The sequence below is a fragment of the Micromonospora sp. SD12 genome (genome assembly GCF_052068495.1).
Lineage (GTDB): Bacteria > Actinomycetota > Actinomycetes > Mycobacteriales > Micromonosporaceae > Micromonospora > Micromonospora echinofusca.
The window spans coordinates 615,287-638,862 of record NZ_JBQHDF010000002.1 but is presented as its reverse complement, the minus strand read 5'-3'; the positions used below and the strand labels follow the sequence as shown (position 1 = coordinate 638,862).

Here is a 23,576-nt window from a genome sequence, read left to right as displayed (position 1 = left end):
GAGTCCGGAGGGCCACCGGCCGAATGGTAGCCACCCCGGCATCGGGGGCGCAGGTCGTGTGGGTGGTGTCGCGACGCGACCTTCGCCGCACAGGTCCGGCCCGCCCACACGCGTGACCTACGCGCGCCCGGCCCGCACACGTGCGGAGGCCCGCCGCGGGTGCTACCCGTGCGGAACGGGTCGACGCGCTAGCGTGACGGATGTGTGGACGACGGTGACGGCGGCGCGGGGCGCGCGGCTCCTGCTGCTCGTCGGCACGCTGCTCGGGTTGGCCGCGATGCACACGATCGGCCACGACTCGCACCAGACCGGTCATTCCGCGAACCCGTCGGCGCACATCGCCGTCGCGCCCGTCCCGCACGCCGTCCTCGCGCCGGTCCGGCACGCAGCCGTCCCGCCCGTCCCGCATGCCGCTGTCGCGCTCGTCGCGTACGTGCCGCACGCCGCCCTCGCGTCCATCGCCTCCGCCGCGCCCGCCGCGCCCGCGCTCGTGCCGCCTTCGCGGGACGTCGCCGCTCCGCACGCCGTCGGGGCGGCCCTCCAGGCCGTGGTGGGCTGTCCCGGGGGCTGCGCCTCCGAGGAACTGCTGCCTGCGGGCGGCGGCACGGGGGGAGGGCTGCCCGGGTGGGGCGTGTGCCTGGCCGTGCTGGGCGCGTTCGCGGCCACGCTGCTGCTGGCGGCGCTGCTGTCGGTCCGCGTACGCGCCGTCGGCCCGACCGGGGGCGGTTCGGTCGGCGCCTTCCCGCCGCCCCGGGCCCCGCCGCCCCGGCCGGTCGGTCTGCGGCTCGCCACGGTCTCGGTGCTGCGCAGGTAGGACGCGTTCGACGCGGGTGCGGCTGCACGCCGTTCCGCGTCCTCGTCGTGCCGCGTACGTTCCGACACCGAAAGGGTCCACCATGACCACTCGTACCCTCGCGCGCCGTGCCGCCCTGGCCGGCGTCGCCGTCACCACCGCCCTCGCCCTCGCCGCCTGCGGCGGCGACGACCACTCGTCGCCGGGCGCGGGGCACGGCACCCCCGGCACCGGCGGGCCGGCGGCCACCGCCACCGGTGCGGCCGCGTTCGGCGACGCCGACGCGATGTTCGCCCAGATGATGATTCCGCACCACCGGCAGGCGGTGGAGATGGCCGACCTGGCGCCGACGCGGGCGGCGGACCCGGAGGTCAAGCGGCTCGCCGTGGAGATCAAGGCCGCCCAGGCACCCGAGATCGCCACCATGAGCGGTTGGTTGGCGGCCTGGGGGCGGCCGGTGCCGTCGCCGGGCGGGATGCCGCACATGGACCACGGCATGCCCGGCATGATGTCCGACGCCGACATGACGAAGCTGGCGGCCGCCACCGGCCGGGAGTTCGACCGGCAGTTCCTGACCATGATGATCGCCCACCACGAGGGCGCGATCACCATGGCCCGCGACGAGCTGGCCCGGGGCGTGAACGCGGAGGCCAAGGCCCTGGCCCAGCAGATCGTCAGCACCCAGCAGGCGGAGATCGACACGATGCGCAAGATCCTCGGCCGGTTCTGACCCCGCACGTCCCGGCGTCCCCGACCCGGGGGCGCCGGGGCACCGCGACCGTCGCCGCGCCGGGGCACCCCCGGCCGGACCTTGCCGGGAGGAGCCCCGGCGCACGGACCCGGTGCGCCGCCGGATGAAGGACCTGCCGGCGGTCAGCCGCGCTTCATCAGGCGGCCGACGGCGGCCATCATCTCGGTGGCCATCTCGTCGGCCCGGCCCTCGGCCGCGCCCTCGTGCATGCAGTGCCGCGCGTGGCCGTCGAGCAGGCCGAGCGCGACCTTGTCCAGGGCGGCCTGGATCGCGGAGATCTGGGTGAGCACGTCGATGCAGTAGCGGTCGTCGTCGACCATCTTCTCGATGCCACGGACCTGCCCCTCGACGCGGCGCAGCCGCGCGAGCAGCTGGTCCTTGGTGGCGGTGTAGCCCCTGGTCGGGGTGGGCGTCGGTGTGGTCATGAGGTCGAGAATAACGTACCCCTCGGGGGTATGGTACGGTCCTCCGTGTCCGGGATACCCCCACCGGGTACCGGTACGCCGCACGGGCAGCCGAATGCCTCCGGATTACCCCTGGGGGGTATAGGCTGGGGGCGTCGAGAGGAGAGAGTTCCATGATCACCACCACGTACCAGGTGCAGGGCATGACCTGTGGGCACTGCGCCACCGCGGTCAGCAACGAGGTCGGCGCGATCCAGGGCGTCAGCGACGTCCAGGTCGACGTCGCCGCAGGTCGGGTCACCGTCACCAGCGAGGGCCCGTTGGACACCGACACCGTGCGCTCCGCCGTCGACGAGGCCGGCTACGACCTCGTCGGCGCCTGAGAGCGGGCACGGGGAAGACGAGGCACACCATGAACACGGCGACGAAGCTGAGCGGTTTCGCCCTCGGCCTCGCGGTGGTGTTCGGCGCGACGTACGGGGTCGGTCGGGTGGCCGACCCCGTGTCGCCGCCCGCCGAGGCCGCGCACGACGCCGGCGGGGGGCACGGCGACGACGGTGGAGCCGGACATGAGGGCGACAACGGCGCGGCGGCCCACCTGCCCGGCGGGCTGCTGGTCTCCGACCGCGGGTACACCCTGCGTCCGGTGGACGCCCCTGCGGGGCAGTTCGCCTTCCAGGTCACCGGCCCCGACGGCCGGGCGGTGACCGCGTACGACGTGGCGCACGACAAGCGCATGCACCTGATCGTGGCCCGCCGCGACCTCTCCGGCTTCCGGCACGTGCACCCCGAGATGGCGCCGGACGGCACCTGGCGGGTCGACTCGCCGCTCGCCGGGCCGGGCGTCTGGCGGGCGTTCGCCGACTTCACCCCGACCGGGGGCGAGGCGCTGACCCTGGGCGTCGACGTGACCGTTCCCGGCGCGCTGACCGGGCGGCCCCTGCCCGCGCCGGCGACCAGCACCACGGTCGACGGCTACACCGTCACCCTCGCCGGCGCCCCGCAGCCCGGGCGCACCGCCGAGCTGACCCTGAGCGTGAGCCGAGGCGGCGCGCCGGTCACCGACCTGGAGCCCTACCTGGGCGCGTACGGCCACCTGGTGGCGCTGCGCCAGGGCGACCTGGCGTACCTGCACGTGCACCCGCACGGCGAACCGGGCGACGGGCGGACGCGGCCCGGCCCCGAGGTGAGCTTCTCGGCGGAGATGCCGTCGGCCGGGGCCTACCGCCTCTACCTGGACTTCAAGCACGGCGGCGTGGTGCGTACCGCCGAGTTCACCGTCGTCGCCGGCAGTCCGACCGCGCCGGGTGTCCCGGCTGCGACGGGCACCCCGACGGCGGGCACCCCCGCCGCCACGAGCTCCCCGACCGCCGACGCCGGCCACGGCGTCCCCGGTCACGGGCACGACTGACGGGACCGTGATGACCACCAAGCCCTTGCTGACCGCGCCGAACCAGATCGAGCTGGCGATCGGCGGGATGACCTGCGCCTCCTGCGCCGCCCGGATCGAGAAGAAGCTCAACCGGATGGACGGGGTGACCGCCACCGTCAACTACGCCACGGAGAAGGCCACCGTCCGGTACGCCGACGAGGTCACCCCGGACGACCTGATCGCCACGGTGGAGAAGACCGGCTACACCGCGGCCCTGCCGCCCCCGCCCCGGCCCGCCGGAGACGCACCGGCCGCCGAGCCGGTGGACGAGTTGCGCGTCCTGCGTACCCGGCTGTGGGTCTCGGCCGCGCTCACCGTGCCGGTGATCGCGCTGGCGATGGTGCCCGCCTGGCAGTTCGACTTCTGGCAGTGGTTGTCGCTGACCCTGGCCGCCCCGGTCGTGGTCTACGGCGGGCTGCCCTTCCACCGGGCGGCCTGGATCAACCTGCGGCACGGCGCGGCGACCATGGACACCCTGGTCTCGCTCGGCACCCTGGCCGCGTTCGGCTGGTCGGTCTGGGCGCTCTTCCTCGGCACCGCCGGGACGCCGGGGATGACCCACCCGTTCAGCTTCGCCATCAACCGCTCCGACGGCGCCGGCAACATCTACCTGGAGGCGGCGGCCGGGGTGACCGTGTTCATCCTCGCCGGCCGCTACTTCGAGGCGCGGGCGAAGCGGACCGCCGGCGCGGCCCTGCGCGCCCTGCTCGAACTGGGCGCCAAGGACGTCGCGGTGCTGCGCGGCGGCACGGAGACCCGGATCCCGGTGGACCAGCTCGTGGTGGGGGACCGGTTCGTGGTCCGGCCCGGCGAGAAGATCGCCACGGACGGCGTGGTCGACGAGGGCACCTCGGCGGTCGACGCCAGCATGCTCACCGGCGAGTCGGTCCCGGTCGAGGTCGGTCCGGGCGACTCGGTGGTCGGCGCCACCGTCAACGCGGGCGGCCGGCTGGTGGTCACCGCCACCCGGATCGGCGGCGACACCCAACTGGCCCAGATGGCCCGGCTCGTCGAGCAGGCGCAGACCGGCAAGGCGGCGGTGCAGCGGCTGGCCGACCGGATCTCCGGCGTCTTCGTGCCGATCGTGATCGCCCTCGCGGTGGGCACCCTCGGCTGGTGGCTCGGCAGCGGGTCGGGCGCCACCGCCGCGTTCACCGCCGCCGTGGCGGTGCTGATCATCGCCTGCCCGTGCGCCCTCGGGCTGGCCACGCCGACCGCCCTGCTGGTCGGCACCGGCCGGGGCGCGCAGCTCGGCGTCCTGATCAAGGGACCGGAGGTGCTGGAGTCCACGAAGCAGGTGGACACGGTCGTGCTGGACAAGACCGGCACCGTCACCACCGGTCGGATGACCCTGGTGGACGTGGTCCCGGCGACCGGCGAGGACCGCGCGGAGCTGCTGCGGCTCGCCGGGGCGCTGGAGTCCGCCTCCGAGCACCCCATCGCCCGGGCCATCGCCGCCGGCGCGGCCGAGGCGGGCACGCTGCCGCCGGTGGCCGGTTTCGTCAACGCCGAGGGGCTCGGGGTGAGCGGGACCGTCGAGGACCGGGAGGTGCTGATCGGCCGACCCCGGCTGCTGCGCGAGCACGGTCTTGACGTACCGGAGGAGGTCGCGCGGGCGGCGGCCACGGCGGAGGCCGAGGGACGTACGGCGGTGCTGGCCGGCTGGGACGGTCGGGCCCGGGGCGTCCTCGCGGTGGCCGACGTGGTCCGCCCGACGAGCCGGGCGGCGATCGCACAGCTGCGCGCGCTCGGCCTGACGCCGGTGCTGCTGACCGGCGACAACACGACGGTCGCCCGGGCGGTGGCCGCCGAGCTGGGCATCGACGAGGTGGTCGCCGAGGTGCTGCCCGCCGACAAGGTCGACGTCGTACGGCGGCTCCAGGACGAGGGGCGGACGGTGGCGATGGTCGGTGACGGGGTCAACGACGCCGCGGCGCTGGCCCAGGCCGACCTCGGCCTGGCCATGGGCTCCGGCACGGACGTGGCGATCGAGGCGTCCGACCTGACCCTGGTCCGGGGCGACCTGATGGCCGCCGTGGACGCCATCCGGCTCGCCCGCCGCACCCTCGGCATCATCAAGGGCAACCTGTTCTGGGCGTTCGCCTACAACGTGGCCGCCCTGCCGCTGGCCGCCGCCGGCCTGCTGAACCCGATGATCGCCGGCGCCGCGATGGCCTTCTCCTCGGTCTTCGTGGTCGCCAACAGCCTCCGGCTGCGGGGCTTCCGCCCGGTCGCCTGACCCTCCGTCCCGTGCCGCCGGCCCTCGTCGCAGGGCCGGCGGCACGGCGCGTGACGGGAGCCGCCGGCGTGCCGGCACGTGCCCCGGGACGACGGTGGGTGACCGGGACGGTTGGAGGGCGGTGGGACGGGGTACATCAGGGGCGTACCGGCACCGCCATATCGGGAGGTTGACATGGGTTTCGACGATAAGATCAACAACACGACCGAGGATGCGGCCGGCAAGCTGAAGGAAGGCGCCGGCCGGGCCACCGACAACGAGCGGCTCGAGGCCGAGGGGCGCAACGAGCAGGCCGGCGCCAAGCTCAAGCAGGCTGGCGAGAAGATCAAGGACGCCTTCAAGAGCTGACACGCGTACGCGCCCTCCGCCGGATCGGCCTTCGGGCCGACCCGGCGGAGGGCGTACTGGCGCGTCCGGCGGTCGTGTCCCGCGGGCCGTGCCCCTCGTTGCCAGATTGACGCCCCGCCGCCCGACGTCTGCCGAACCCGTGCCGTCACCCGCAGGACGGCCCGAGAGCCCGAACGGGAGGTCCCGTGTCCCGATCCGTCGTCTACGCGCGCCGGGCCGCCGCCACGGTGGCGCTCGGGGTGCTGGCCATGGGATGCCAGGACAGCGCCCGGGAGGAGGCCGCCCGGAGCGGCGCCACCCCGCCGAGCCCGACGGCCACGGCGAGCGCCACCGCTCCCAGCCCGTCCCCGGTCGCCATGACCGCAGCCAACACCGCCGAGGTCTGCCGCGAGGTCGACCGGGTCATCGTCGCCGGCAGCCGGAGGATCGCCACCGACTCGGCGGCCTCCGTCAGCCGTGACCTGACCGGGGCGCAGGTCGCCGACCAGCTCCGGCGCAACCTGGCGGAGCTGGCCGACGACGTACGCGCGCAGGCCCGCCGGGCCGCCGATCCGCAGATCCGCGCCCTGATCGAGGACACCGCCGAGCGCATCGACGCCGGTTCCCGGGCGTCCCGGCCGGCCGCCTGGATGGACGCCACCTTCACCGGCATCCCGCCGAAGCTGACCCGCGAGTGCCGCGCCTGAGCCGGTGCGCACCGGCGTCGCCGACCCCGACGGCGGACGCCGACCAGCCTGCACCCCGTGCCGCACGCCGGCCGGCGTCCGTCGATGTGACTCCCCGCTGACGCCGGGACCCGTCGGCCCCACGCCGGGGCCCGCCCACGGCGGCGCGCCTCCAGACAGGGGTCGGAACGGACCCGCCGGTTTCGACATCCGGCGGTGAGGAATCTCAGCGCCGCCCGCGTACCTGCCGTTTCGGGGCGGGGCCGGAACCGAGCGAGGCCCGGTCGGCGGCGGAGGTGCCCGACGACCAGCCCTCGGCGTCACGGACGGTGAGCCGCCCCCGTACGACGCCGGGGAAGAGCGTGTCGAGGCGTTCGCGTACCGCCTCCGCGCGGGTGGCGAGCACCGGCAGCAGCCGCTCCGGCCCGGCCTGCGCCGTCGCCTCCCGGTCGGCCGCGTCGGTGGCGGCCCGCAGCCGCTCGCCGATCCGCAGCGCGAACGCGTTGAGGAAGGACTCGTCGTAGTCCCGGGTGCGCCGGCCGGCACCCCGCGCCCGCCGTTCACCCCGGCCGCGCAGCATCGCGGTGGTGGCCTGCACCAGCAGCGAGGTGTAGAGCAGCTCGACCGCCTCCAGGTCGGCGGGCCAGCCCAGCACAGTGGTGAACCCGAGGTCGTCGGACCAGACCGCCTCGCAGCGGTTCGCCGCCGCCACCTCCTGCGCCAGCAGCGCCTTCGCGCCCGCGTACGGGGGCTCGGTGCCGAGGCGCACCCCGCCGGGACGGTCGGCGGGCTCGGCGACGCCGGCCAGCAGCGCCTGGTCGATGCTGTGCCGGGCGATCAACTCCTGGGCCTTGCCGGTCAGCGCCTCCGCCTCGGCCGGGTAGGTGGTCGACTCCGCCTTCGCCAGCAGCGCCCGTACCCGGTCGAGCATCCGGGATCCGCCGCCCGATCCGCCGTTCGTGACGCCCGTCGACGGCGCCCCGGGCGGCGGGCGCAGCACGGCGACCGGCGGGAGCCCCTCGACCATGGCCAGCGCGTCGACCGCCGCCCGCAGCGCGGTGAACCGGTCGCACCCGACACGGGTCGCCCAGGCGGTCAGGTGGCCCTCGTCGGCGTCCCACCACACCCCGGCGCCGAGGTCGCGCAGCTGGTCGTCCCACCACGACGGCACCGGCCCGGCCAGGTCGCGGCGGTGCGCGGCGAGCGCGTCGGTGACCAGTCCCGCTGCCCGGGGGTCGAGGCGGCGGGCGGCGAGCCGGCCGAGATCCACCGGTTGCCAGCCGTGCCGCGCCAGTCGCCCCACGCCGAGGGCGAGGCGGCGCAGCAGGGCGGCGTCCACCGCGCCCGCGCCGTCCGCGGCGCCCGTGCCGATCATCAGCCGGTCCAGCTGCCGCTCCGCGAGGCGTACGTCGGTGCCGCGTACCGCCGCGAGCGCGTCGCTGACCAGTTCCTCGGCGTCCGGCACGGCCGTGTCCTCCCGGAGTCTGCTGTTCCCGCCCCGGGAGACGATCGTCGCCCGCCCGCCGAAGGTACCCGCGGGCCCGCCCGCCGTCCGCCGGTCGTGACCGGAGCCACCGGAACCGTACGGCACGACCGTCCCGTCGCGGGGACTTCCGCATGCTTCGGCCGCCCCCGGGTAGTTCGACACCGACCCGAGCGATGCGAGGTGATGAGATGGCGGGAGTGCCGGTAAGCGGCGCCGCCGCGCCCGATCTCCGCCGATCGGTCCTCGCCGCCGCGGTCATCGGCGCGGCCGTGATGGCGGCCGTCGACGAGATCGTCTTCCACCAGATCCTCGGCTGGCACCACTTCTACGACCGGTCCACCCTCTCCGTCGGGCTGCTCTCCGACGGGCTGCTGCACTCGGCCGAGCTGATCGCCCTGGTCGGCGGCTTCTTCTGGTACGCCGACCTGCGCCGCCGGGGCGCCCTGCTGCCCCGGGCCGCCTGGGGCGGGTTCCTGCTCGGCGCGGGGGCGTTCCAGCTCTTCGACGGCATCGTCGACCACAAGGTGCTGCGGCTGCACCAGATCCGTTACGGGGTGCACCTGCTCCCGTACGACGTGGTGTGGAACGTGGCGGCGGTGGTGCTGTTGCTGCTCGGCGCGTGGGTGACCTGGCGGGTGCGCTCCCGCCACGGCCGCGACGTGCCGTGACGGCGCTCGCGCACACCGGTGCCGCCGCCGGGCCGGACCCGCTGCCGCTCGCGGCCGTCGCGGTGCTCGCCGCCGGCTACCTGCTCGCCGTGTCCCGCGACCGGCGCGGCTGGCGTCGCCGGCGTACGGTCGCCTGGCTGGCCGGCTGCGCGGTGCTCGCGGTCGCCCTCGGCCCGCTGGCGGCCGGCCCCGGCGACCCACGCGTGCACATGGCGCAGCACCTGCTGCTCGGCATGGTCGCGCCGCTCGCGCTGGCCCTCGGCGCGCCGGTGACCCTGCTGCTGCGGGTCGTGCCGCCGCCGGTCGGCCGCCGGGTGGGCCGGCTCCTGCGCGCCAGGCCGGTGCACGTGCTCGCCCATCCGGTGACGGCGGCGCTGCTCAGCACCGGTGGGCTCGCGCTGGTGCTGCTCACGCCGCTCTACGCGGCGGCCGAGCGGAACCCCGTGCTGCACCACGCCCTGCACGTGCACTACGTCGCCGCCGGCTACCTCCTCGCCTGGTCGGTGGCCGGCCCGGACCCGGCGCCGCGCCGGCCGCGCCCGGCGGTGCGGGCCGGCGCGCTGCTCGCCGCGGGGGCAGGGCACGCCGTGCTGGCCAAGTACCTCTACGCGCACGCCGCGACCCTGCCGCCCGGGCTGCCCGACCGGGACGTCGGGGCGCTGCGCGAAGCGGCCCGGTTGATGTACTACGGCGGCGACGTCGCCGAACTGCTGCTCGCCACCGCCCTGTTCGCCGCCTGGTACCACCGGCGCCGGCCGCGCCGGCCGTCGCGCTCCGCCGCAACCCCACCGTCCGGTCCGGCACCGGGTCGCGAGCCCGCCGCGCTCAGCCGGTGTACGCGTTCCCGGCCGTCAACCGCAGCGTGAACCCGTCGTCGTCGCGCTGCCAGGTCACGTGGTTGCAGGACTGGTAGGTGATCCAGAGCCCGAGCCCGCCCGGTGCGCCGTTGGACGCGGGGAGCAGCCCGCAGAACGGGTCGCCCGGCCCGTCGCCGGCATCGCTGACCGTCGCCACGATGCGGTCGTCGCCGGCCCAGACGCGCAGCCGGACCGGCGGCCTGCCGTGGCGCAGCGCGTTGGTGACGATCTCGCTGATTGCGACGACCAGATCCTCCACGTCGTCGACCGGCACCTGACCCTGGTCGACCTTGTGCACGGCGGCCCGCGCCTCGGCCGCCGTCGGGTCGGTCAGCTCGACGGCCGGCGGCCGCGCCTGGAGGGGGTCGGGCACGACCGGGAGGTCCTGCCGTAGGTAGTCCTGCGGCGGCATCCAGGTCGGGCTCGGCACGTGCCGCCCGTCGGCGGTGGCGAAGCGGGGGTGCGTCCGGGCCACGTCGGCCAGCACCGCCGGCGGCGTGGTCCGGGTGTCGTACGCGCACATGCTCCACAGTGGGAAGTCGTCGTACGCGTGGTTGATCGCCGACTCGTAGCGGGCCCACCAGTCCCAGGTCGCGCCGAACGAGTCGGGCGGCATCTCGCCGATTATCCGGATCTGCCCGGCGCCGGCGGCCACCTGCTCGGCGAGGAGCTCGCGGTAGGAGCGGATGGCGGCGGCGGGCCGGGAGTAGAGGTCGCCACCGGGCAGGAACTCGACCTTGCACCCGGCCGGCAGCGCCGAGCGGACCAGCCCGCCGGTGCGCTCGCCCAGCGCGACGAAGGTCGGCTCGCCCGCGTCGGCGCCGCCGAGCAGGAACGGCACCACCACCGCGAGCAACTCGTCGTCGGAGCCGTAGCGGACGGCCTCGTGGTAGTAGCCGTGGTGCTGGGCGGCCGCGCCTGTCCTCACGGCGTGACCTCCACCCGGATCGCGGGCAGTTGCAGCAGGCCGACCAGGCGGGCGGTGGCCGGGCGGGGCGTACGCAGCACGGCGGTCGCGCCGCGGCGGTGCGCGTACTCGGCCAGGAGGCTCAGGGCGCGGTGGTCCAGGAAGCGCAGGTTGGTCGCCGACAGCACCAGCTCACCGCCGACGGGGCGCAGGTCGGCGCGGTCCAGGGCGGTGCGGAACAGCTCGTGGTTCGACATGTCCAGCTCGCCGGCCAGCGCTGCCTGCCCGTCCTCGGGCGCCACCGCGTACAACCGGAACAACAGGTCGTCGACGTTGCTCTGCGGATGCATGCAGGCCAGCTCGGTGACCGTCCGGTCGCCCAGCTTCGGCCGGTGGTAGGCGCACACGGCCTTGAACGGCCCGGTGCGCATGTAGCGGTCGATGAGGTGCTCGTAGCGGGTGAAGACGTCGAGCTGGGCCGGGGTGCGGACCAGCTCGGTGGCCTCCGCGACGACCCGCAGCCCGGTGTGCCCGGCGGCCAGCGCCTCGTCCGTCGCGGTCGCGTAGGCCGCGACCTGCGCCACCGGGTCGACGACGTGGTCGGGCGAGTAGGTCGACATCAGGGGGACCACCGCGGCGGCGCCCCGGCGCTCGGCGTCGGTGAAGCCCGGCAGGGCGCGCAGCCGCTCGGCCGCCAGGTCCGAGGGGCGCGGTGTCACATACCAGAAGCGCTCGCCGGCGGCGAGGCTCGCGGCGAAATGCCGCTCCGTCTGGTCGGCGAGGGCCTCCGGATCGTCGTACGACCAGCAGAGATGGCCGCCCGGCGCCCCGCGCGGCGCCCTACTGCTCATGCCCGTTCCCTCACGCACCCAGTGTAGGCCGCCCGGTGACCCACCCCGTCCCCGCGAACGCCCTGACCGCCGATCACGCAGTCGTGGTGGGGTGCAGAACACCCGGAAGGGCCCCGAACGGGCACCACGACTGCGTGCTCGCCCGGGGGTGGGTGGGGGTCAGGTGGGGGCCAGGTGTTCGGAGCGGGGGAAGGACGCCCAGATGTTCTTGGTGGTGCTGGTGGCGTACCAGCCGACGTCCAGGGAGAGGGCGCGGGCCAGCTCCAGGCCGCGCCCGCCGTCGCCGGTGGGTCGCGCCTCGGCGAGCTGCGGCAGGGAACCCAGGTCGTGGTCGGCGACGTCGAGGATGAGGTAGTCGTCGGTGGCGAGCAGCCGGACGATGGTCGGCGGGATCCCGTGGCGCAGGGCGTTCGTGGCGAGCTCCGTCGCGATCAACGCCACCAGTTCGGGGACCTCCGCCAGGGCTTCGCCCTCACCGAGCACGTCGCCGGTCAGTTCCTCGTGCAGGGACGCCCGGAGGGCACGCAGGTCCGCCGCCTCCGACAGGGTCCACCGGCGCAGCTCAACGGCCTGCGGTGGGGGTGGGGAACTGCTCAGCTGGCCCATGGTCTGGTTCTACCCGATCTCCGGCCGGCTCACGCCAGGGCGCGTCGGCATGCCGCGCGACGGGGCGCGTCGGCATGCCGCGCGACGGTCGCGGGTAGTGCACAGGCAACGACCGAGAGGAGAACGCCGTGCCCAGCACCACGATGCCGATGCTCGAGACGTACCCGAAGTCGATCAACCTGGACCGGGCGAAGCTGGCCGCCGTCATCGACGCGCTGAACACCTGCGCCCAGGCCTGCACGGCCTGCGCCGACGCCTGTCTCAGCGAGGACATGGTCGCCGAGCTGACGAAGTGCGTACGGACGAACCTGGACTGTGCGGACATCTGCACGACGACCGCCCGGGTGCTGTCCCGGCACACCGGTTACGACGCCAACATCAGCCGCAGCCTGCTGGAGGCCTGCGCCACGGCCTGCAAGTCCTGCGGCGACGAGTGTGCCGGCCACGCGGGCATGCACGAGCACTGCCGGGTCTGCGCCGACGCCTGCCGGGCGTGCGAGCGGGCCTGCCGCGAGCTGCTGGCCACCATGAGCTGACCCGCCCCGGGTCGGCCGACGTGGGCCGGCCGCGCATCGGTGCCGGCGTCCCGCCTGGGACGCCGGCACCGCCGCGCCGCCGCCCCACCGGCGGGGGTACGCGCACGATCATGAAGTCGTTGCACTGGAAAACGCTTACCCAGGGCGACAGCTTCATGATCACAGTGCTGCGATGGAGTCGGTGGGCCGAGGTGGGGCGTCCTCGGAGGACGTGGCCCGGCTTTTCTTGGGTCTCCGGGATTGGCGATCGGATACCCGAGGGGGGTATATGGTGGTCGGGAGGAGGCGACCATGTCCCACGACCCGCGCCACGCGCACCATGACCCTCGGCCGCTTGATCCGGCACCGGGCGGGCCACCCGTCGCGAGGCACACGGACGGGCCCCCCGGCCATGGGGAGCGCGCCGCCGACGCGGACGGGTCCGCCGGGCGCGCCCAGGGCTCCGTCGGGCGCGACGAGCAGGTCGGGCGTGGCCAGGGCTCCGTCGGGCACGGCGAGCACGGTTCCGGCGGGCACGACAAGCACGCCGGGCACGACCCGGAGATGTTCCGCCGCAAGTTCTGGTTGAGCCTGGCGCTCACCGTGCCGATCGTGCTGACCAGCGAGATGGTGATGGACTGGTTCGGCTACCGGCTGGAGTTCCCGGGCGTGGCCTGGGTCGGCCCGGTTCTCGGCACGGTCGTCTTCCTCTACGGCGGCTGGCCGTTCCTCCTCGGCGCGGTACGGGAGGTGCGCGACCGGGCGCCCGGCATGATGCTGCTCATCGCGATGGCCATCACGGTGGCGTACGTGGCTTCGGCGGCGACCGCGCTGGGCGTCTTCGACCTGGACTTCTGGTGGGAGCTCGCGGCCCTGGTCACGATCATGCTCCTGGGGCACTGGCAGGAGATGAAGGCGATCGGGCAGGCGCAGGGCGCGCTGTCCGCCCTGGCGGCGCTGCTGCCGGACGACGCGGAGCGGGTGACGGCGGACGGCGGCGTCGATCGGGTGTCCGTCGCGGACCTGCGGGTCGACGACCTGGTGCTGGTCCGCCCCGGCGCGCGGGTGCCGGCCGACGGGCGGATCACCGAGGGCGGCGCCGAGCTGGACGAGTCCATGGTCACCGGCGAGTCGCGGCCGGTCTCGCGGGACGTCGGGGACCGGGTCGTCGCCGGCACGGTGGCCACCGACGCGGCGATCCGGGTCCGCGTCGAGGCGGTCGGCGAGGACACCGCGCTGGCCGGCATCCAGCGCCTGGTCTCCCAGGCCCAGCAGTCCAGCGGTCGCGCGCAGGTGCTCGCCGACCGCTTCGCCGCCTGGCTGTTCTACGTGGCGACCGTGGTGGCCCTGGCGACCCTGGTGACCTGGGCCGTGCTCGGCGACCCCGGCGACGCCGTGGTGCGTACCGTCACCGTGCTCGTGATCGCCTGCCCGCACGCGCTCGGCCTGGCCATCCCGCTGGTGATCGCGCTGTCGACCGCCGTGGCGGCCAAGGGCGGGATCCTGGTCAAGGACCGGCTGGCGTTGGAGCGGATGCGCACGGTCGACGCGGTGCTGTTCGACAAGACGGGCACCCTGACCCGGGGCGAGCACGTGGTGTCGGGAGTGGCGGCCACGGGGGGCGGCGACGAGGACGAGGTGCTCGCCCTGGCCGCGGCCGTGGAGGCGGACAGCGAGCATCCGCTGGCCCGGGCCATCGTGGCCGCCGGGGCCGAGCGCGGCGGGGCGCGGCGGGCGACGGGGTTCCGCTCGCTCACCGGGCGCGGCGTCCGCGCCGAGGTCGATGGCGTGGCGTACGCGGTGGGCGGGCCCGCCCTGCTCCGCGAGCTGCGCGCGCAGGTGCCCGACGACCTGGCCGGGCGGCAGGCCGACTGGTCGCGGCGGGGCGCGGCGGTGCTGCACCTGCTGCGCCTCGACGGCGACGCGGCCAGCGTGCTCGGCGCCCTCGCGCTGGAGGACCAGGTCCGCCCCGAGGCCCGGGCGGCGATCGCCGAGCTGCGGCAGCAGGGCGTCGGCAAGATCGTGATGATCACGGGGGACGCCCGGCCGGTCGCCGAGGCGGTGGCCGCCGACCTCGGCTTCCGACCCGGCGTGGACGAGGTCTTCGCCGAGGTGCTGCCCGCCGACAAGGACGACGCCGTCGCCGACCTGCAACGGCGGGGGCTGCGGGTGGCGATGGTCGGCGACGGGGTGAACGACGCCCCCGCCCTGGCCAGGGCCGACGTGGGCATCGCCATCGGCGCCGGCACCGACGTGGCGATCGAGTCCGCCGGGGTGGTGCTCGCCTCCTCCGACCCGCGCGGCGTCACCGGCGTGATCCGGCTGTCCCGGGCCTCGTACCGGAAGATGATCCAGAACCTGGCCTGGGCGGCCGGCTACAACGTCGTCGCCCTCCCGCTGGCGGCTGGCGTGCTGGCGTGGGCCGGGGTGACGCTCAGCCCGGCGGTCGGGGCGATCCTGATGTCCGCCTCGACGATCGTGGTGGCGCTCAACGCCCAGCTCCTGCGCGGCGTACGCCTGCGTCCCGTGGACGAGTGAGGGAGCGCGCCGAACAACTGGATTGTCTTGACAAGAAAACCTGTCGGTGCGACGCTGTGGTCATGTTCGACATCGCAGTGATCGAGGACCCGGCGGCGGCCGAGGCGTCGCTGGACCCGATGCGGGCCCGACTGCTGGCCGCGCTCGCCGAGCCGGCCTCGGCGACGATGCTCGCCGCCCGCGTCGGCCTGCCCCGGCAGAAGGTCAACTACCACCTCCGGGCGCTGGAGCAGCACGGCCTGGTCGAGCTGGTGGAGGAGCGCCGGAAGGGCAACGTGACCGAGCGGGTCATGCGGGCGACGGCGGCGTCGTACGTGATCTCCCCCGCGGCCCTCGCGGCCGTGCGGCCCGACCCGGCGCAGTCGCCGGACCGGCTGTCGGCGCGGTGGCTGCTCGCGCTGGCCGCCCGCCTGGTGCAGGACGTCGGCGCGCTCATCACCGGCGCCGAGCGGGCGAAGCAGCGGGTGGCCACGTTCGCCGTCGACGGCACCGTCCGGTTCGCCTCCGCGCGCGACCGGGCAGCGTTCGCCGAGGAACTGGCGGCCACCGTCACCGCCCTGGTCAGCAGGTACCACGACGAGAACGCCCCCGGCGGCCGCGAGCACCGGGTGGTGGTCGCCCTGCACCCCAGCGCCGACTCCGAAGACACGACCGCGAACGAGGAGCACTGACATGGGACACCACTTCGAGCTGCGCAAGGACGTCGAGTTGGCCGCCACGCCCGAGCAGGTGTGGGAGGCCATCGCCACCGGGCCGGGCATCGACTCCTGGTTCATGGGCCGCAGCGAGGTCGAGCCGGGCGAGGGTGGCCGTACCCGCCTGACGCTGGCCGGGCACACCGAGGAGGCGACGATCACCGCGTGGGAGCCCGGCAAGCGGCTCGCCGACCGCACCGAGCCGGCCCCGGACGGCACGTTCATGGCCTCGGAATACCTCATCGAGGGCCGCGAGCGGGGCAGTACGACCCTGCGGCTCGTGCAGAGCGGCGTCCTCGGGGACAACTGGGAGACCGAGTACGAGGCGATGGCGGTCGGCTGGGACATGTACCTCGGGACGCTGGCCGCGTACCTCGCCCACTTCTCCGGCCGGACCGCGACCCCGGTCTCGGCGTTCCGTCCGGGCGTCGGCGGCGCGGACCGGGCGTGGGCGGCCGTGGCCGACGCCTTCGGCGTCGCCGGTCCGCCGGCCGAGGGCGACCGCGTCCGGTTCACCGTCGCGGGCCTGCCGCCGATCGAGGGCGTCGTCGACCTGGCCGGCCTCCCCACCTACGTCGGTGTCCGCACCCCCGACGCGCTCTACCGCTTCCTCCACTCCGGTGCCGAGCGGGGCGACGCCCTGGTCCTCGGCCACCACGTCTTCGCCGTCGGGCAGGACCCGGTTCAGGCCGAGCGGGCCTGGCAGGACTGGCTGAACGCCCTGCCCCTCGGCTGACCCGCCGACGGGCGGTCCGGCGACCCGTCGCGCCACCGGAAGCGGCCCCGCATGCCGAAGACGTGCGGGGCCGCTTCCGGCGTGGGGCCCGCCCGGGGCGTCCCGCGGCGTCGGGGCCGGGCCGGACCGCGTCGCCGCGCGGCCGGTACGGTCGGCCGCGCGGCGTCGGCGTACCCTGCTTCCGGTCGCCCGCGGCGCCTGGTGCCCGGCGCGGAGCCGTCCGGCAGGCGATCGAAGAGCGGGGCCGGGACCGCGGTTTCTAGGACGCCGGCCGCCCCCTTCGACGCGCACGGGTGTGGCCTGGGCGACATGCCCGGTCGTCGCTTGTTGCATGACTTTGGCAATTGCGGGATGCTGGCGATAGTGGCCGGCTGCCCCCGGCACGCGATGATCCTGACCATCGCCGGGGCGTCCGTCTGCTCGTGACCGTGGACCGCTGCGGGCACGGTCGGTCAGACCAGGACGCCGGCCCGGCACCACACCGGGCGGTCGTGCGACGAACAGACCCGGGAGCATGTCATGCGTACGCGTGTGTCCAGGCGCGTGACGGCGGTGGCCGTCGCCGGCGTCCTCGCCCTGACCGCCTGCTCGTCGCCGACGACCACGTCGACGGGCGCGGGAGGCGGCACCCTCGTCGTGGCGACGGCGGGTGAGCCGGACGCGCTGAACCCGGTGCTGAACTTCGGGGTCGACGGCGGCTCCCTGATCTTCGACGGGCTGGTCGCCCGCGACGCCCGCAACGAGCTGGTGCCGGCCCTGGCCCGCGAGCTGCCGACCGTGTCGGCGGACGGCAGGACGGTCACCGCGAAGCTGCGCGAGGGCGTGCTGTTCCACGACGGCAGCCCGTTCACCGCGCAGGACGTGGTCTTCACCTACCAGGCGGTGCTGGACCCGAAGGTCGACTCCACGCTCCGCTCCGACCTGGACATGCTCGCCTCGGTCGCCGCGCCCGACCCGTCGACCGTGGTCTTCACCCTCAAGTACGCCTACGCGCCGTTCGCACAGCGGCTGGCCCTCGGGATCGTGCCGGCCAAGGCGCTGACCGGGCAGGACATCAACAAGGCCGAGTTCAACCGCAAGCCGGTGGGCACCGGCCCGTACCGGGTGACGTCCTGGACGCCGGGCGACCGCCTCGTGCTCGCCGCCAACGAGAGCTACTGGGGCGGCAGGCCCGCCAACAGCGGCGTGGTGGTGGCGTTCGTCGCCGACGACAACGTACGCGCGCAGCGGATGCGGGCGGGGGAGTTCGACGTTGCGGAGCTGGCGCCGAAGCTGGCCACCGGCTTCGACGGGCAGGCCGGCTACCGGGTGCAGCGGGTGCCCACCGCCGACTACCGGGGCGTGATGCTGCCGATGGGCAACCCGGTCACCGCCGACCTCGCCGTGCGGCGGGCGCTGAACGCCGCGGTGGACCGGGCGGCGATGGTCACCGGCCTGCTCGGCGGGGCGGGCGAGCCCGCCTTCGGGCCGGTCCCGCCGACGTCGGAGTTCGCCGAGCCCTCGATCGTCGGCAAGCCCGCCGCCGACCCGGCCGCCGCGAGCGCCGCCCTCGACGCCGCCGGCTGGAAGCCGGGCCCGGACGGCATCCGCGTCCGCGACGGCCGGCAGGCCGCGTTCTCGCTGATGTACCCGGCCACGGACAGCCTCCGCAAGGAACTCGCGCTCGCGGTGACCGCCGACGCGAAGAAGGTGGGCATCAAGATCACCCCCGAGGGGTTGACCTGGGACGCGATCACCCCCCGGATGAAGAGCGACGCGCTGGTCATGGGCTACGGCACCCCGTACGACCCGGACTTCGTCTCCTACAAGCTGTTCGGTTCCGCCTTCGCCGGCCAGGGCTTCTTCAACCCCGGCTCCTACCGCTCGCCGGTGGTGGACAGGGCGTTGCAGGACGGCCGCGCCAACGCCGACCCGGCCGCCCGCAAGGCCGCGTACGCCACGTTCCAGAAGCAGCTCGCCACCGACATGCCGTGGGTGTTCCTGACCTACCTCCAGCACACCTACGTGGTGAAGGACGGGCTCGCCGGGGTGACCCCACGGGTGGAGCCGCACGAGCACGACGTCGCCAACAGCCTCTGGTGGAACATCCACACCTGGACGAGGAAGTCGTGACGACCTCCGCCCCGACAGCCGCGCCGGCGAAGGCCACCGCCCGACGCCGGACGCGGCGGTTGGCGGGAGCCGGCGCGGTGGTCCGCCGGCGGCTGCTGGTGGCCGTACCCATCCTCGCCGCCACCAGCGTCGGCATGTTCGCCCTCGGCGCGGCCTCGCCGATCGACCCCGCCCAGCAGTACGCGGGCGCGGCGGCGTTCACCACCAGCGAGGAGAACCTGGCGCAGATCCGCGCCAACTGGGGCGTCGACGACCCCCTGCCCGTGCAGTACCTGCGCTGGGTGGGCAACCTGCTCCAGGGCGACCTGGGCTGGTCGACCAGCCGCCACGAACCGGTCACCTCCGTGCTCGCCGCCCGCGCCGGCTGGACCCTGCTGCTCGTCGGCGCCGCGCTCGCCCTCGTCCTCGTGGCGAGCCTGCTGCTGGGCACGCTGGCCGCGTACCGGCGCGGCGGCTGGTTCGACCGGGCGCTGCGCGCCACCGCGTACGCCGTGCAGTCGATGCCCGTGTTCTGGATCGGGCTGGCCGCGATCGCCCTGTTCGCCCTCACCCTCGGGTGGCTGCCGGCGGGCGGGCTCACCGACATCACCGCCACCGGCACCGACCCCGCCGACGTGGCGCGGCACCTGATCCTGCCGGTGGGCGTGCTGGCCGTCGCCCAGACGCCGTGGTTCGTGCTGTTCATCCGGGACGCCGTCGCCGACAGCCTCCGCGACGACCACGTCCTCGCCGCCCGGGCGCGCGGGCTGCCGGGCCGTACGGTCCTGTTCGGCCACGCCCTGCGTACCGCGCTGCTGCCCTTCCTCACCCTCGTCGGCACCCACCTGCCCGAGCTGATCGGCGGGGCCGTCCTGGTGGAGACCGTGTTCTCCCTGCCCGGCCTCGGCGCGGTCACCGTCCAGGGCGCGCTGGGCAGCGACTTCCCGCTGCTGGCCGCCACGACCCTGGCCACCACCGTCGTGGTGCTGGCCGCGAACCTCGGCACCGACCTCGCCTACGCCGCCGCCGATCCACGGGTACGCCTCGATGACTGACCTCGCCCTGCCCGCCCGGACCCGGCGGCCGAAGCTCCGTACGGGCCGTGCCGGTGCCGCCGTCGCCTGGGCCGTGCTCGTCGGCGCGGGCCTGGCCTGCCTCCTCGCCCCCGTCCTCTGGCCGCTCGACGAGAGCGCGGTGGACCTGGCCCGGACCCGGCTCGCGCCCTCCTGGACGCAACCGGCCGGCACCGACGACCTGGGCCGCGACGTGGCCCACCGCAGCCTCTACGGCCTGCGGGTCTCGCTGCTCGTCGGCGCGGTCGCCGCGCTCGTCGCCACCGTGATCGGCGGCCTCGTCGGCGCGGTGGCCGGCACCCTGGGCGGCTGGGTCGACCGGGTGCTGATGCGGGTGGTCGACACCATCGCGGCGCTGCCGCACCTGCTGCTGGGCATCTTCATCGTCGCGATGCTGCGCCCGAGCCTGGGCGCGGTGATCCTGTCGATCGGGCTGACGCACTGGCTCTCCACCGCCCGCATCGTCCGCTCGGAGCTGCTCAGCCTGCGCACCCGGCCGTTCATCGACGCCGCGATCTCCGGCGGCGCCAGCCGCACCCGGGTGATCACCCGACATCTGCTCCCGCACGTGCTGCCCCGGCTGGCGCTGGCCACCACGCTGATGGTGCCGCACGCCGTCTGGCACGAGACCGCGCTGTCCTTCCTCGGTCTCGGCCTGCCCCCGCACCTGGCCTCGATCGGCAACATGATCAATGACGGGCAGCGGTCCCTGCTCACCGGCGCCTGGTGGGCCAGCATCGTGCCCGGCCTGCTCCTCGTCGTCGTCACGCTGGCCCTGGCCGCCCTCACCGGCCGCTGGCGTGACCGCCTCGACCCGCGCGTACGAGCGGAGCTGAACCTGTGACCACCACCCGCGAACCCGCGCCCACCACCCGCGAACCCGCGCCCACCACCCCCGGCACCGTCGACCCGGCTGGCACCGTCACCCCCGGCGGCACCGGCGACCCGGCCGACTCCGGCGGCGCGGGTGGTGTCGGCGCCGGCGGTCGGCCCGGCCTGCTGGAGGTCGACGGGCTGACCGTCCGCTTCCAGCTCCGCGACGCCGTGGTGCAGGCCGTCACCGACCTGCACCTGACCGTCCACCCGGGCGAACTGCTGGCGGTGGTCGGCGAGTCGGGCTGCGGCAAGTCGGTGCTCGCGCACGCCCTGCTCGGCCTGCTCCCCGGCAACGCCACCGTGACCGGCCAGGCCCGCCTGCACCGGCCCACCGGGGAGCGGGTCGACCTCACCGGCGCCTCCGAGCGCCAGCTCGCCCGCGTCGTACGCGGACGCGCCGTCGGGCTGGTGCCGCAGAGCCCCGCCACCGCGCTGACGCCCGTACGGACGGGCCGGCGGCTGCTGGAGGAGACCCTGCGCGCCCACGGGCACACCCGGCGCGAGGCACCCGCAGCGGCCGAGCGGGTCGCCGCCGAGGTGGGTCTCGACCCCGCCGACCTCGACCGCTATCCCCACGAACTCTCCGGCGGCATGGCCCAGCGCCTGGCCACCGCCCTCGCCCTCGCCCCCGACCCGCCGCTGCTGCTCGCCGACGAGCCCACCACGGGACTCGACCGGCCCCTGGTCGACCACACCCTCGACCTGCTGCGCCGCCGCTGCGACGCCGGCGGGGCCGTCCTGCTCATCACCCACGACCTGGCCGCCGCCCGCCGGGTCGCGGACACGGTCGCCGTCATGTACGCCAGCCGCATCGTGGAACGGCGGCCGACGGCCGAGTTGTTCGCGGCAACCGCCCACCCGTACACCGCAGGTCTGCTCGACGCCCTGCCCGAACGGGCCTTCCGGCCCGTCCCCGGCCACCCGCCGATGCTCACCGACCTGCCGCCCGGCTGCGCCTTCGCCCCGCGCTGCGGGCGCGCCACCGACGTCTGCCGCACCCCGCCCGCGCCCCCGGCGGGCGGACCGGGCAGAGTCGCCTGCCACCACCCGCTGACCCTCGGAGCGCCGGCATGACCAGCACCGCGCTCGCGGCCCACGGGGTCGCCGTCTCCTACGGCGGCCGGCGCGTCCTCGACGGCGTCGACCTGCGCGTCGCCCCCGGTGAGACGGTCGGGTTACGCGGGCCCTCGGGCAGCGGCAAGTCCACCCTCGCCCGGGTGCTCGCCCTGCTGCACGCCCCCGAGGCCGGGCACGTCACCCTCGACGGCCACCGGGTGGCGGGGGCCCGGCACCGGCTGCCCGCCGCCGTCCGTACGCGCGTCGCGATCCTGTTCCAGAGCCCCCGCGCGGCCACCGACCCCCGGCTGGGCCTCGCCGACATCATCGCCGAGCCGCTGCGGGCCACCGGCACCCCCGACGAGCAGGCGCGGGCCCGGGCGGCGGAGCTGGCCGACCTCGTCGGCCTCACGCCCGACCTGCTCGCCCGCCGCCCGCACGCGGTCAGCGACGGGCAGCTGCAACGCGCCTGCCTCGCCCGCGCGCTCGTGCACCGGCCCGACTACCTGCTCTGCGACGAGGCCACCGCCATGCTCGACGCCTCCACCCAGGCGCACCTCGCGGCCGTCATCACCGACTACCAGCGGCAGCACGCCGCCGGGGTCCTGCTCATCACCCACGACCCGGCGCTGATGGCCCGCTGGGCGACCCGCGTGGTCGACCTGCCGGCCGCTGCGTAGCCCCGTCCGCCCCGCCGACCGCCTTCGGCGCGACCGTCCCTGATGGTGTTCGTCACCGTGACTTCCGGGGCGGCCGGCGGCTAGGGTGACGCTGCCGTGGTGTTCGGGAAGCCGGTGGAAGACCGGTGCGGCCCTCGCCACTGTGATCGGGAAGTTCGCGGCCCTCGTCGTAAGAGGTCACTGGGCGTCACACGCCTGGGAAGGCCGGCCACGGACGCATTTCCCGTCAGCCAGGAGACCGGCCACGGCACTGCGATGACCCGTCCACGAGGTGTTGGAAGGCGGTCCCGATGCGCGTGCGCGCAGTGCGGTCCACCCTGTCCCGGCGCGTTGCCGCGCCCCTGTCCGTCCTCGTCGTCCTGCTCGGCGCCTGCGCCACCGACGACCCGGCCACGGCGCCCCCGCCGGCCGCCGCCCCGGTCACGCTGACCAACTGCGGTACGCCGGTCACCGTCGCCGCCCCGCCCGAGCGGACGGTCACCCTGAACCAGCCCGCCACCGAGATCATGCTGGCCCTCGGCCTCGCCGACCGCATGGCCGGCACGGCGTACCTGGACGACGCGATCCTGCCCGAGCACGCCGCCGCGTACGCCGCCGTGCCGGTGCTGTCGGACAAATACCCGGCGAAGGAGAAGCTGCTGGAGGCGGCGCCCGACTTCGTCTACGCCTCGTTCCACAGTGCCTTCGGCGACGAGGGCGTCGGCGACCGCGCCGCGCTGGCGGGGCTCGGCATCGGCACGTACCTCTCGCCGGCCGGATGCCCGAAGCAGCACCGGCCGGCGAGGCTGACCGTCGAGGACGTGTTCGCCGAGATCCGGGACGTGGCGGCCGTCTTCGGGGTGCCGGAGCGGGCCGAGAAGCTCATCGCCGACCAGCGCTCCCGGATCGCCACGGCCGCCGCCCGGATCGGCGGCGCGCGGGACGTCTCCGTGCTCTGGTGGGACGCCGGCACCGACGCCCCGAGCGTCGGGGCCTGCTGCGGCGGCCCCAACATGATCATGTCGGCGGTCGGGGTGCGCAACGCGTTCGGCGACCTCACCGGCGGCTGGGCCGACACCAGTTGGGAGGCGGTCGTGGACCGCGATCCCCACGCGATCGTGCTGGTCGACGCGGGCTGGGACACGGCCGCCGCGAAGCGGACCTTCCTGGCCCGGCACCCCACCCTGAAGGACCTGCCCGCCGTGGCCGGGCGACGCTTCGTCGTCATCCCGTTCTCGTCCACCTCCGCCGGTGTACGCGTCGTGCTCGGCGTCGAGGCGCTCGCCGCGGGTGTGGCGCAGCTCCCCGCCGGGGCGGACCGCTGACCGCC

General features: G+C 75.3%; 24 protein-coding genes and 1 riboswitch. Of the genes, 19 read left to right on the top strand and 5 right to left on the bottom strand.

The features are described 5' to 3' along the window. Nucleotides 1–202: 202 nt before the first annotated feature. Complete coding sequence (locus ACTMS2_RS06750) at nt 203–814, top strand: hypothetical protein (RefSeq protein ID WP_441174599.1); 612 nt, start codon at nt 203–205, stop codon at nt 812–814. Nucleotides 815–896: 82 nt separating this feature from the next. Further along, nucleotides 897–1,523 (top strand): DUF305 domain-containing protein, encoded by a 627-nt coding sequence (locus tag ACTMS2_RS06745; RefSeq protein WP_441174598.1) that lies wholly within the window; start codon nt 897–899, stop codon nt 1,521–1,523. Between the two features lie 143 nt (nt 1,524–1,666). Here the strand turns inward: ACTMS2_RS06745 and ACTMS2_RS06740 are convergent, their stop codons facing one another. Further along, nucleotides 1,667–1,969, bottom strand: a complete 303-nt coding sequence (locus ACTMS2_RS06740; RefSeq protein ID WP_089002271.1) for a metal-sensitive transcriptional regulator — start codon at nt 1,967–1,969, stop codon at nt 1,667–1,669. A 152-nt stretch (nt 1,970–2,121) separates the two neighbouring features. Here ACTMS2_RS06740 and ACTMS2_RS06735 point away from each other — a divergent pair, with 152 nt between their 5' ends. The 5 genes from ACTMS2_RS06735 to ACTMS2_RS06715 all read left to right on the top strand — a co-directional run bounded on the left by ACTMS2_RS06735 (nt 2,122) and on the right by ACTMS2_RS06715 (nt 6,653). After that, nucleotides 2,122–2,331: a heavy-metal-associated domain-containing protein gene (locus ACTMS2_RS06735; RefSeq protein WP_089002270.1), complete on the top strand. Its 210-nt coding sequence runs from the start codon at nt 2,122–2,124 to the stop codon at nt 2,329–2,331. A 29-nt stretch (nt 2,332–2,360) separates the two neighbouring features. Then, entirely contained in the window at nt 2,361–3,359 is a 999-nt protein-coding gene (locus tag ACTMS2_RS06730; RefSeq protein WP_441174597.1) for a hypothetical protein, read from the top strand. A gap of 10 nt (nt 3,360–3,369) precedes the next feature. Next, nucleotides 3,370–5,619, top strand: coding sequence for a heavy metal translocating P-type ATPase (locus ACTMS2_RS06725; protein ID WP_441174596.1), 2,250 nt, complete (start codon nt 3,370–3,372; stop codon nt 5,617–5,619). 174 nt (nt 5,620–5,793) lie between these two features. Further along, nucleotides 5,794–5,967 (top strand): CsbD family protein, encoded by a 174-nt coding sequence (locus ACTMS2_RS06720; protein ID WP_101413916.1) that lies wholly within the window; start codon nt 5,794–5,796, stop codon nt 5,965–5,967. A gap of 185 nt (nt 5,968–6,152) precedes the next feature. Beyond that, complete coding sequence (locus tag ACTMS2_RS06715) at nt 6,153–6,653, top strand: hypothetical protein (RefSeq protein ID WP_441174595.1); 501 nt, start codon at nt 6,153–6,155, stop codon at nt 6,651–6,653. A 205-nt stretch (nt 6,654–6,858) separates the two neighbouring features. Here the strand turns inward: ACTMS2_RS06715 and ACTMS2_RS06710 are convergent, their stop codons facing one another. Then, complete coding sequence (locus ACTMS2_RS06710) at nt 6,859–8,097, bottom strand: DUF2786 domain-containing protein (RefSeq protein WP_441174594.1); 1,239 nt, start codon at nt 8,095–8,097, stop codon at nt 6,859–6,861. A gap of 209 nt (nt 8,098–8,306) precedes the next feature. Between ACTMS2_RS06710 and ACTMS2_RS06705 the strand changes: the two genes are divergently transcribed. After that, nucleotides 8,307–8,786, top strand: coding sequence for a DUF2243 domain-containing protein (locus tag ACTMS2_RS06705; protein WP_441174593.1), 480 nt, complete (start codon nt 8,307–8,309; stop codon nt 8,784–8,786). Then, a complete protein-coding gene (locus tag ACTMS2_RS06700; protein ID WP_441174592.1) occupies nt 8,783–9,652 on the top strand; it encodes a cytochrome c oxidase assembly protein in 870 nt (289 codons plus the stop codon). The genes ACTMS2_RS06705 and ACTMS2_RS06700 overlap by 4 nt, the downstream gene beginning before the upstream one ends. On the opposite strand, the gene ACTMS2_RS06695 is transcribed toward ACTMS2_RS06700, so the two are convergent. The 3 genes from ACTMS2_RS06695 to ACTMS2_RS06685 all read right to left on the bottom strand — a co-directional run bounded on the left by ACTMS2_RS06695 (nt 9,612) and on the right by ACTMS2_RS06685 (nt 12,007). Further along, on the bottom strand, nt 9,612–10,571 hold the full coding sequence (locus tag ACTMS2_RS06695) for an anti-sigma factor RsbA family regulatory protein (RefSeq protein ID WP_441174590.1): 960 nt from the start codon (nt 10,569–10,571) through the stop codon (nt 9,612–9,614). The genes ACTMS2_RS06700 and ACTMS2_RS06695 overlap by 41 nt on opposite strands. Then, nucleotides 10,568–11,401 (bottom strand): MEDS domain-containing protein, encoded by an 834-nt coding sequence (locus tag ACTMS2_RS06690; RefSeq protein ID WP_441174589.1) that lies wholly within the window; start codon nt 11,399–11,401, stop codon nt 10,568–10,570. The genes ACTMS2_RS06695 and ACTMS2_RS06690 overlap by 4 nt, the downstream gene beginning before the upstream one ends. Before the next feature lie 159 nt (nt 11,402–11,560). Further along, nucleotides 11,561–12,007 (bottom strand): ATP-binding protein, encoded by a 447-nt coding sequence (locus ACTMS2_RS06685; RefSeq protein WP_441174588.1) that lies wholly within the window; start codon nt 12,005–12,007, stop codon nt 11,561–11,563. A gap of 128 nt (nt 12,008–12,135) precedes the next feature. Here ACTMS2_RS06685 and ACTMS2_RS06680 point away from each other — a divergent pair, with 128 nt between their 5' ends. From ACTMS2_RS06680 to ACTMS2_RS06635, 10 genes are all read left to right on the top strand, one after another. Further along, nucleotides 12,136–12,543, top strand: a complete 408-nt coding sequence (locus ACTMS2_RS06680) for a four-helix bundle copper-binding protein (protein WP_231925801.1) — start codon at nt 12,136–12,138, stop codon at nt 12,541–12,543. Between the two features lie 291 nt (nt 12,544–12,834). Beyond that, a complete protein-coding gene (locus ACTMS2_RS06675; RefSeq protein WP_441174587.1) occupies nt 12,835–15,060 on the top strand; it encodes a copper-translocating P-type ATPase in 2,226 nt (741 codons plus the stop codon). A gap of 62 nt (nt 15,061–15,122) precedes the next feature. Then, nucleotides 15,123–15,731 carry an ArsR/SmtB family transcription factor gene (locus tag ACTMS2_RS06670; RefSeq protein ID WP_441174586.1) on the top strand — a complete coding sequence of 203 codons (609 nt, stop codon included), beginning with the start codon at nt 15,123–15,125 and terminating at the stop codon, nt 15,729–15,731. Between the two features lies 1 nt (nt 15,732). Further along, entirely contained in the window at nt 15,733–16,491 is a 759-nt protein-coding gene (locus tag ACTMS2_RS06665; RefSeq protein ID WP_441174584.1) for an SRPBCC family protein, read from the top strand. A 519-nt stretch (nt 16,492–17,010) separates the two neighbouring features. After that, entirely contained in the window at nt 17,011–18,603 is a 1,593-nt protein-coding gene (locus ACTMS2_RS06660; protein ID WP_441174583.1) for an ABC transporter substrate-binding protein, read from the top strand. Then, complete coding sequence (locus ACTMS2_RS06655) at nt 18,600–19,637, top strand: ABC transporter permease (RefSeq protein ID WP_357716239.1); 1,038 nt, start codon at nt 18,600–18,602, stop codon at nt 19,635–19,637. Before ACTMS2_RS06660 ends, ACTMS2_RS06655 begins: the two co-directional genes overlap by 4 nt. Then, nucleotides 19,630–20,499 carry an ABC transporter permease gene (locus ACTMS2_RS06650; RefSeq protein WP_441174582.1) on the top strand — a complete coding sequence of 290 codons (870 nt, stop codon included), beginning with the start codon at nt 19,630–19,632 and terminating at the stop codon, nt 20,497–20,499. The genes ACTMS2_RS06655 and ACTMS2_RS06650 overlap by 8 nt, the downstream gene beginning before the upstream one ends. Then, nucleotides 20,496–21,605: an ABC transporter ATP-binding protein gene (locus tag ACTMS2_RS06645; protein ID WP_441174580.1), complete on the top strand. Its 1,110-nt coding sequence runs from the start codon at nt 20,496–20,498 to the stop codon at nt 21,603–21,605. The genes ACTMS2_RS06650 and ACTMS2_RS06645 overlap by 4 nt, the downstream gene beginning before the upstream one ends. Further along, a complete protein-coding gene (locus ACTMS2_RS06640) occupies nt 21,602–22,267 on the top strand; it encodes an ABC transporter ATP-binding protein (RefSeq protein ID WP_089002254.1) in 666 nt (221 codons plus the stop codon). Before ACTMS2_RS06645 ends, ACTMS2_RS06640 begins: the two co-directional genes overlap by 4 nt. An 80-nt stretch (nt 22,268–22,347) precedes the next feature. After that, nucleotides 22,348–22,528: riboswitch (cobalamin riboswitch) on the top strand. A 29-nt stretch (nt 22,529–22,557) separates the two neighbouring features. Next, complete coding sequence (locus ACTMS2_RS06635; RefSeq protein WP_441174578.1) at nt 22,558–23,571, top strand: ABC transporter substrate-binding protein; 1,014 nt, start codon at nt 22,558–22,560, stop codon at nt 23,569–23,571. The last annotated feature ends 5 nt before the right edge of the window (nt 23,572–23,576 follow it).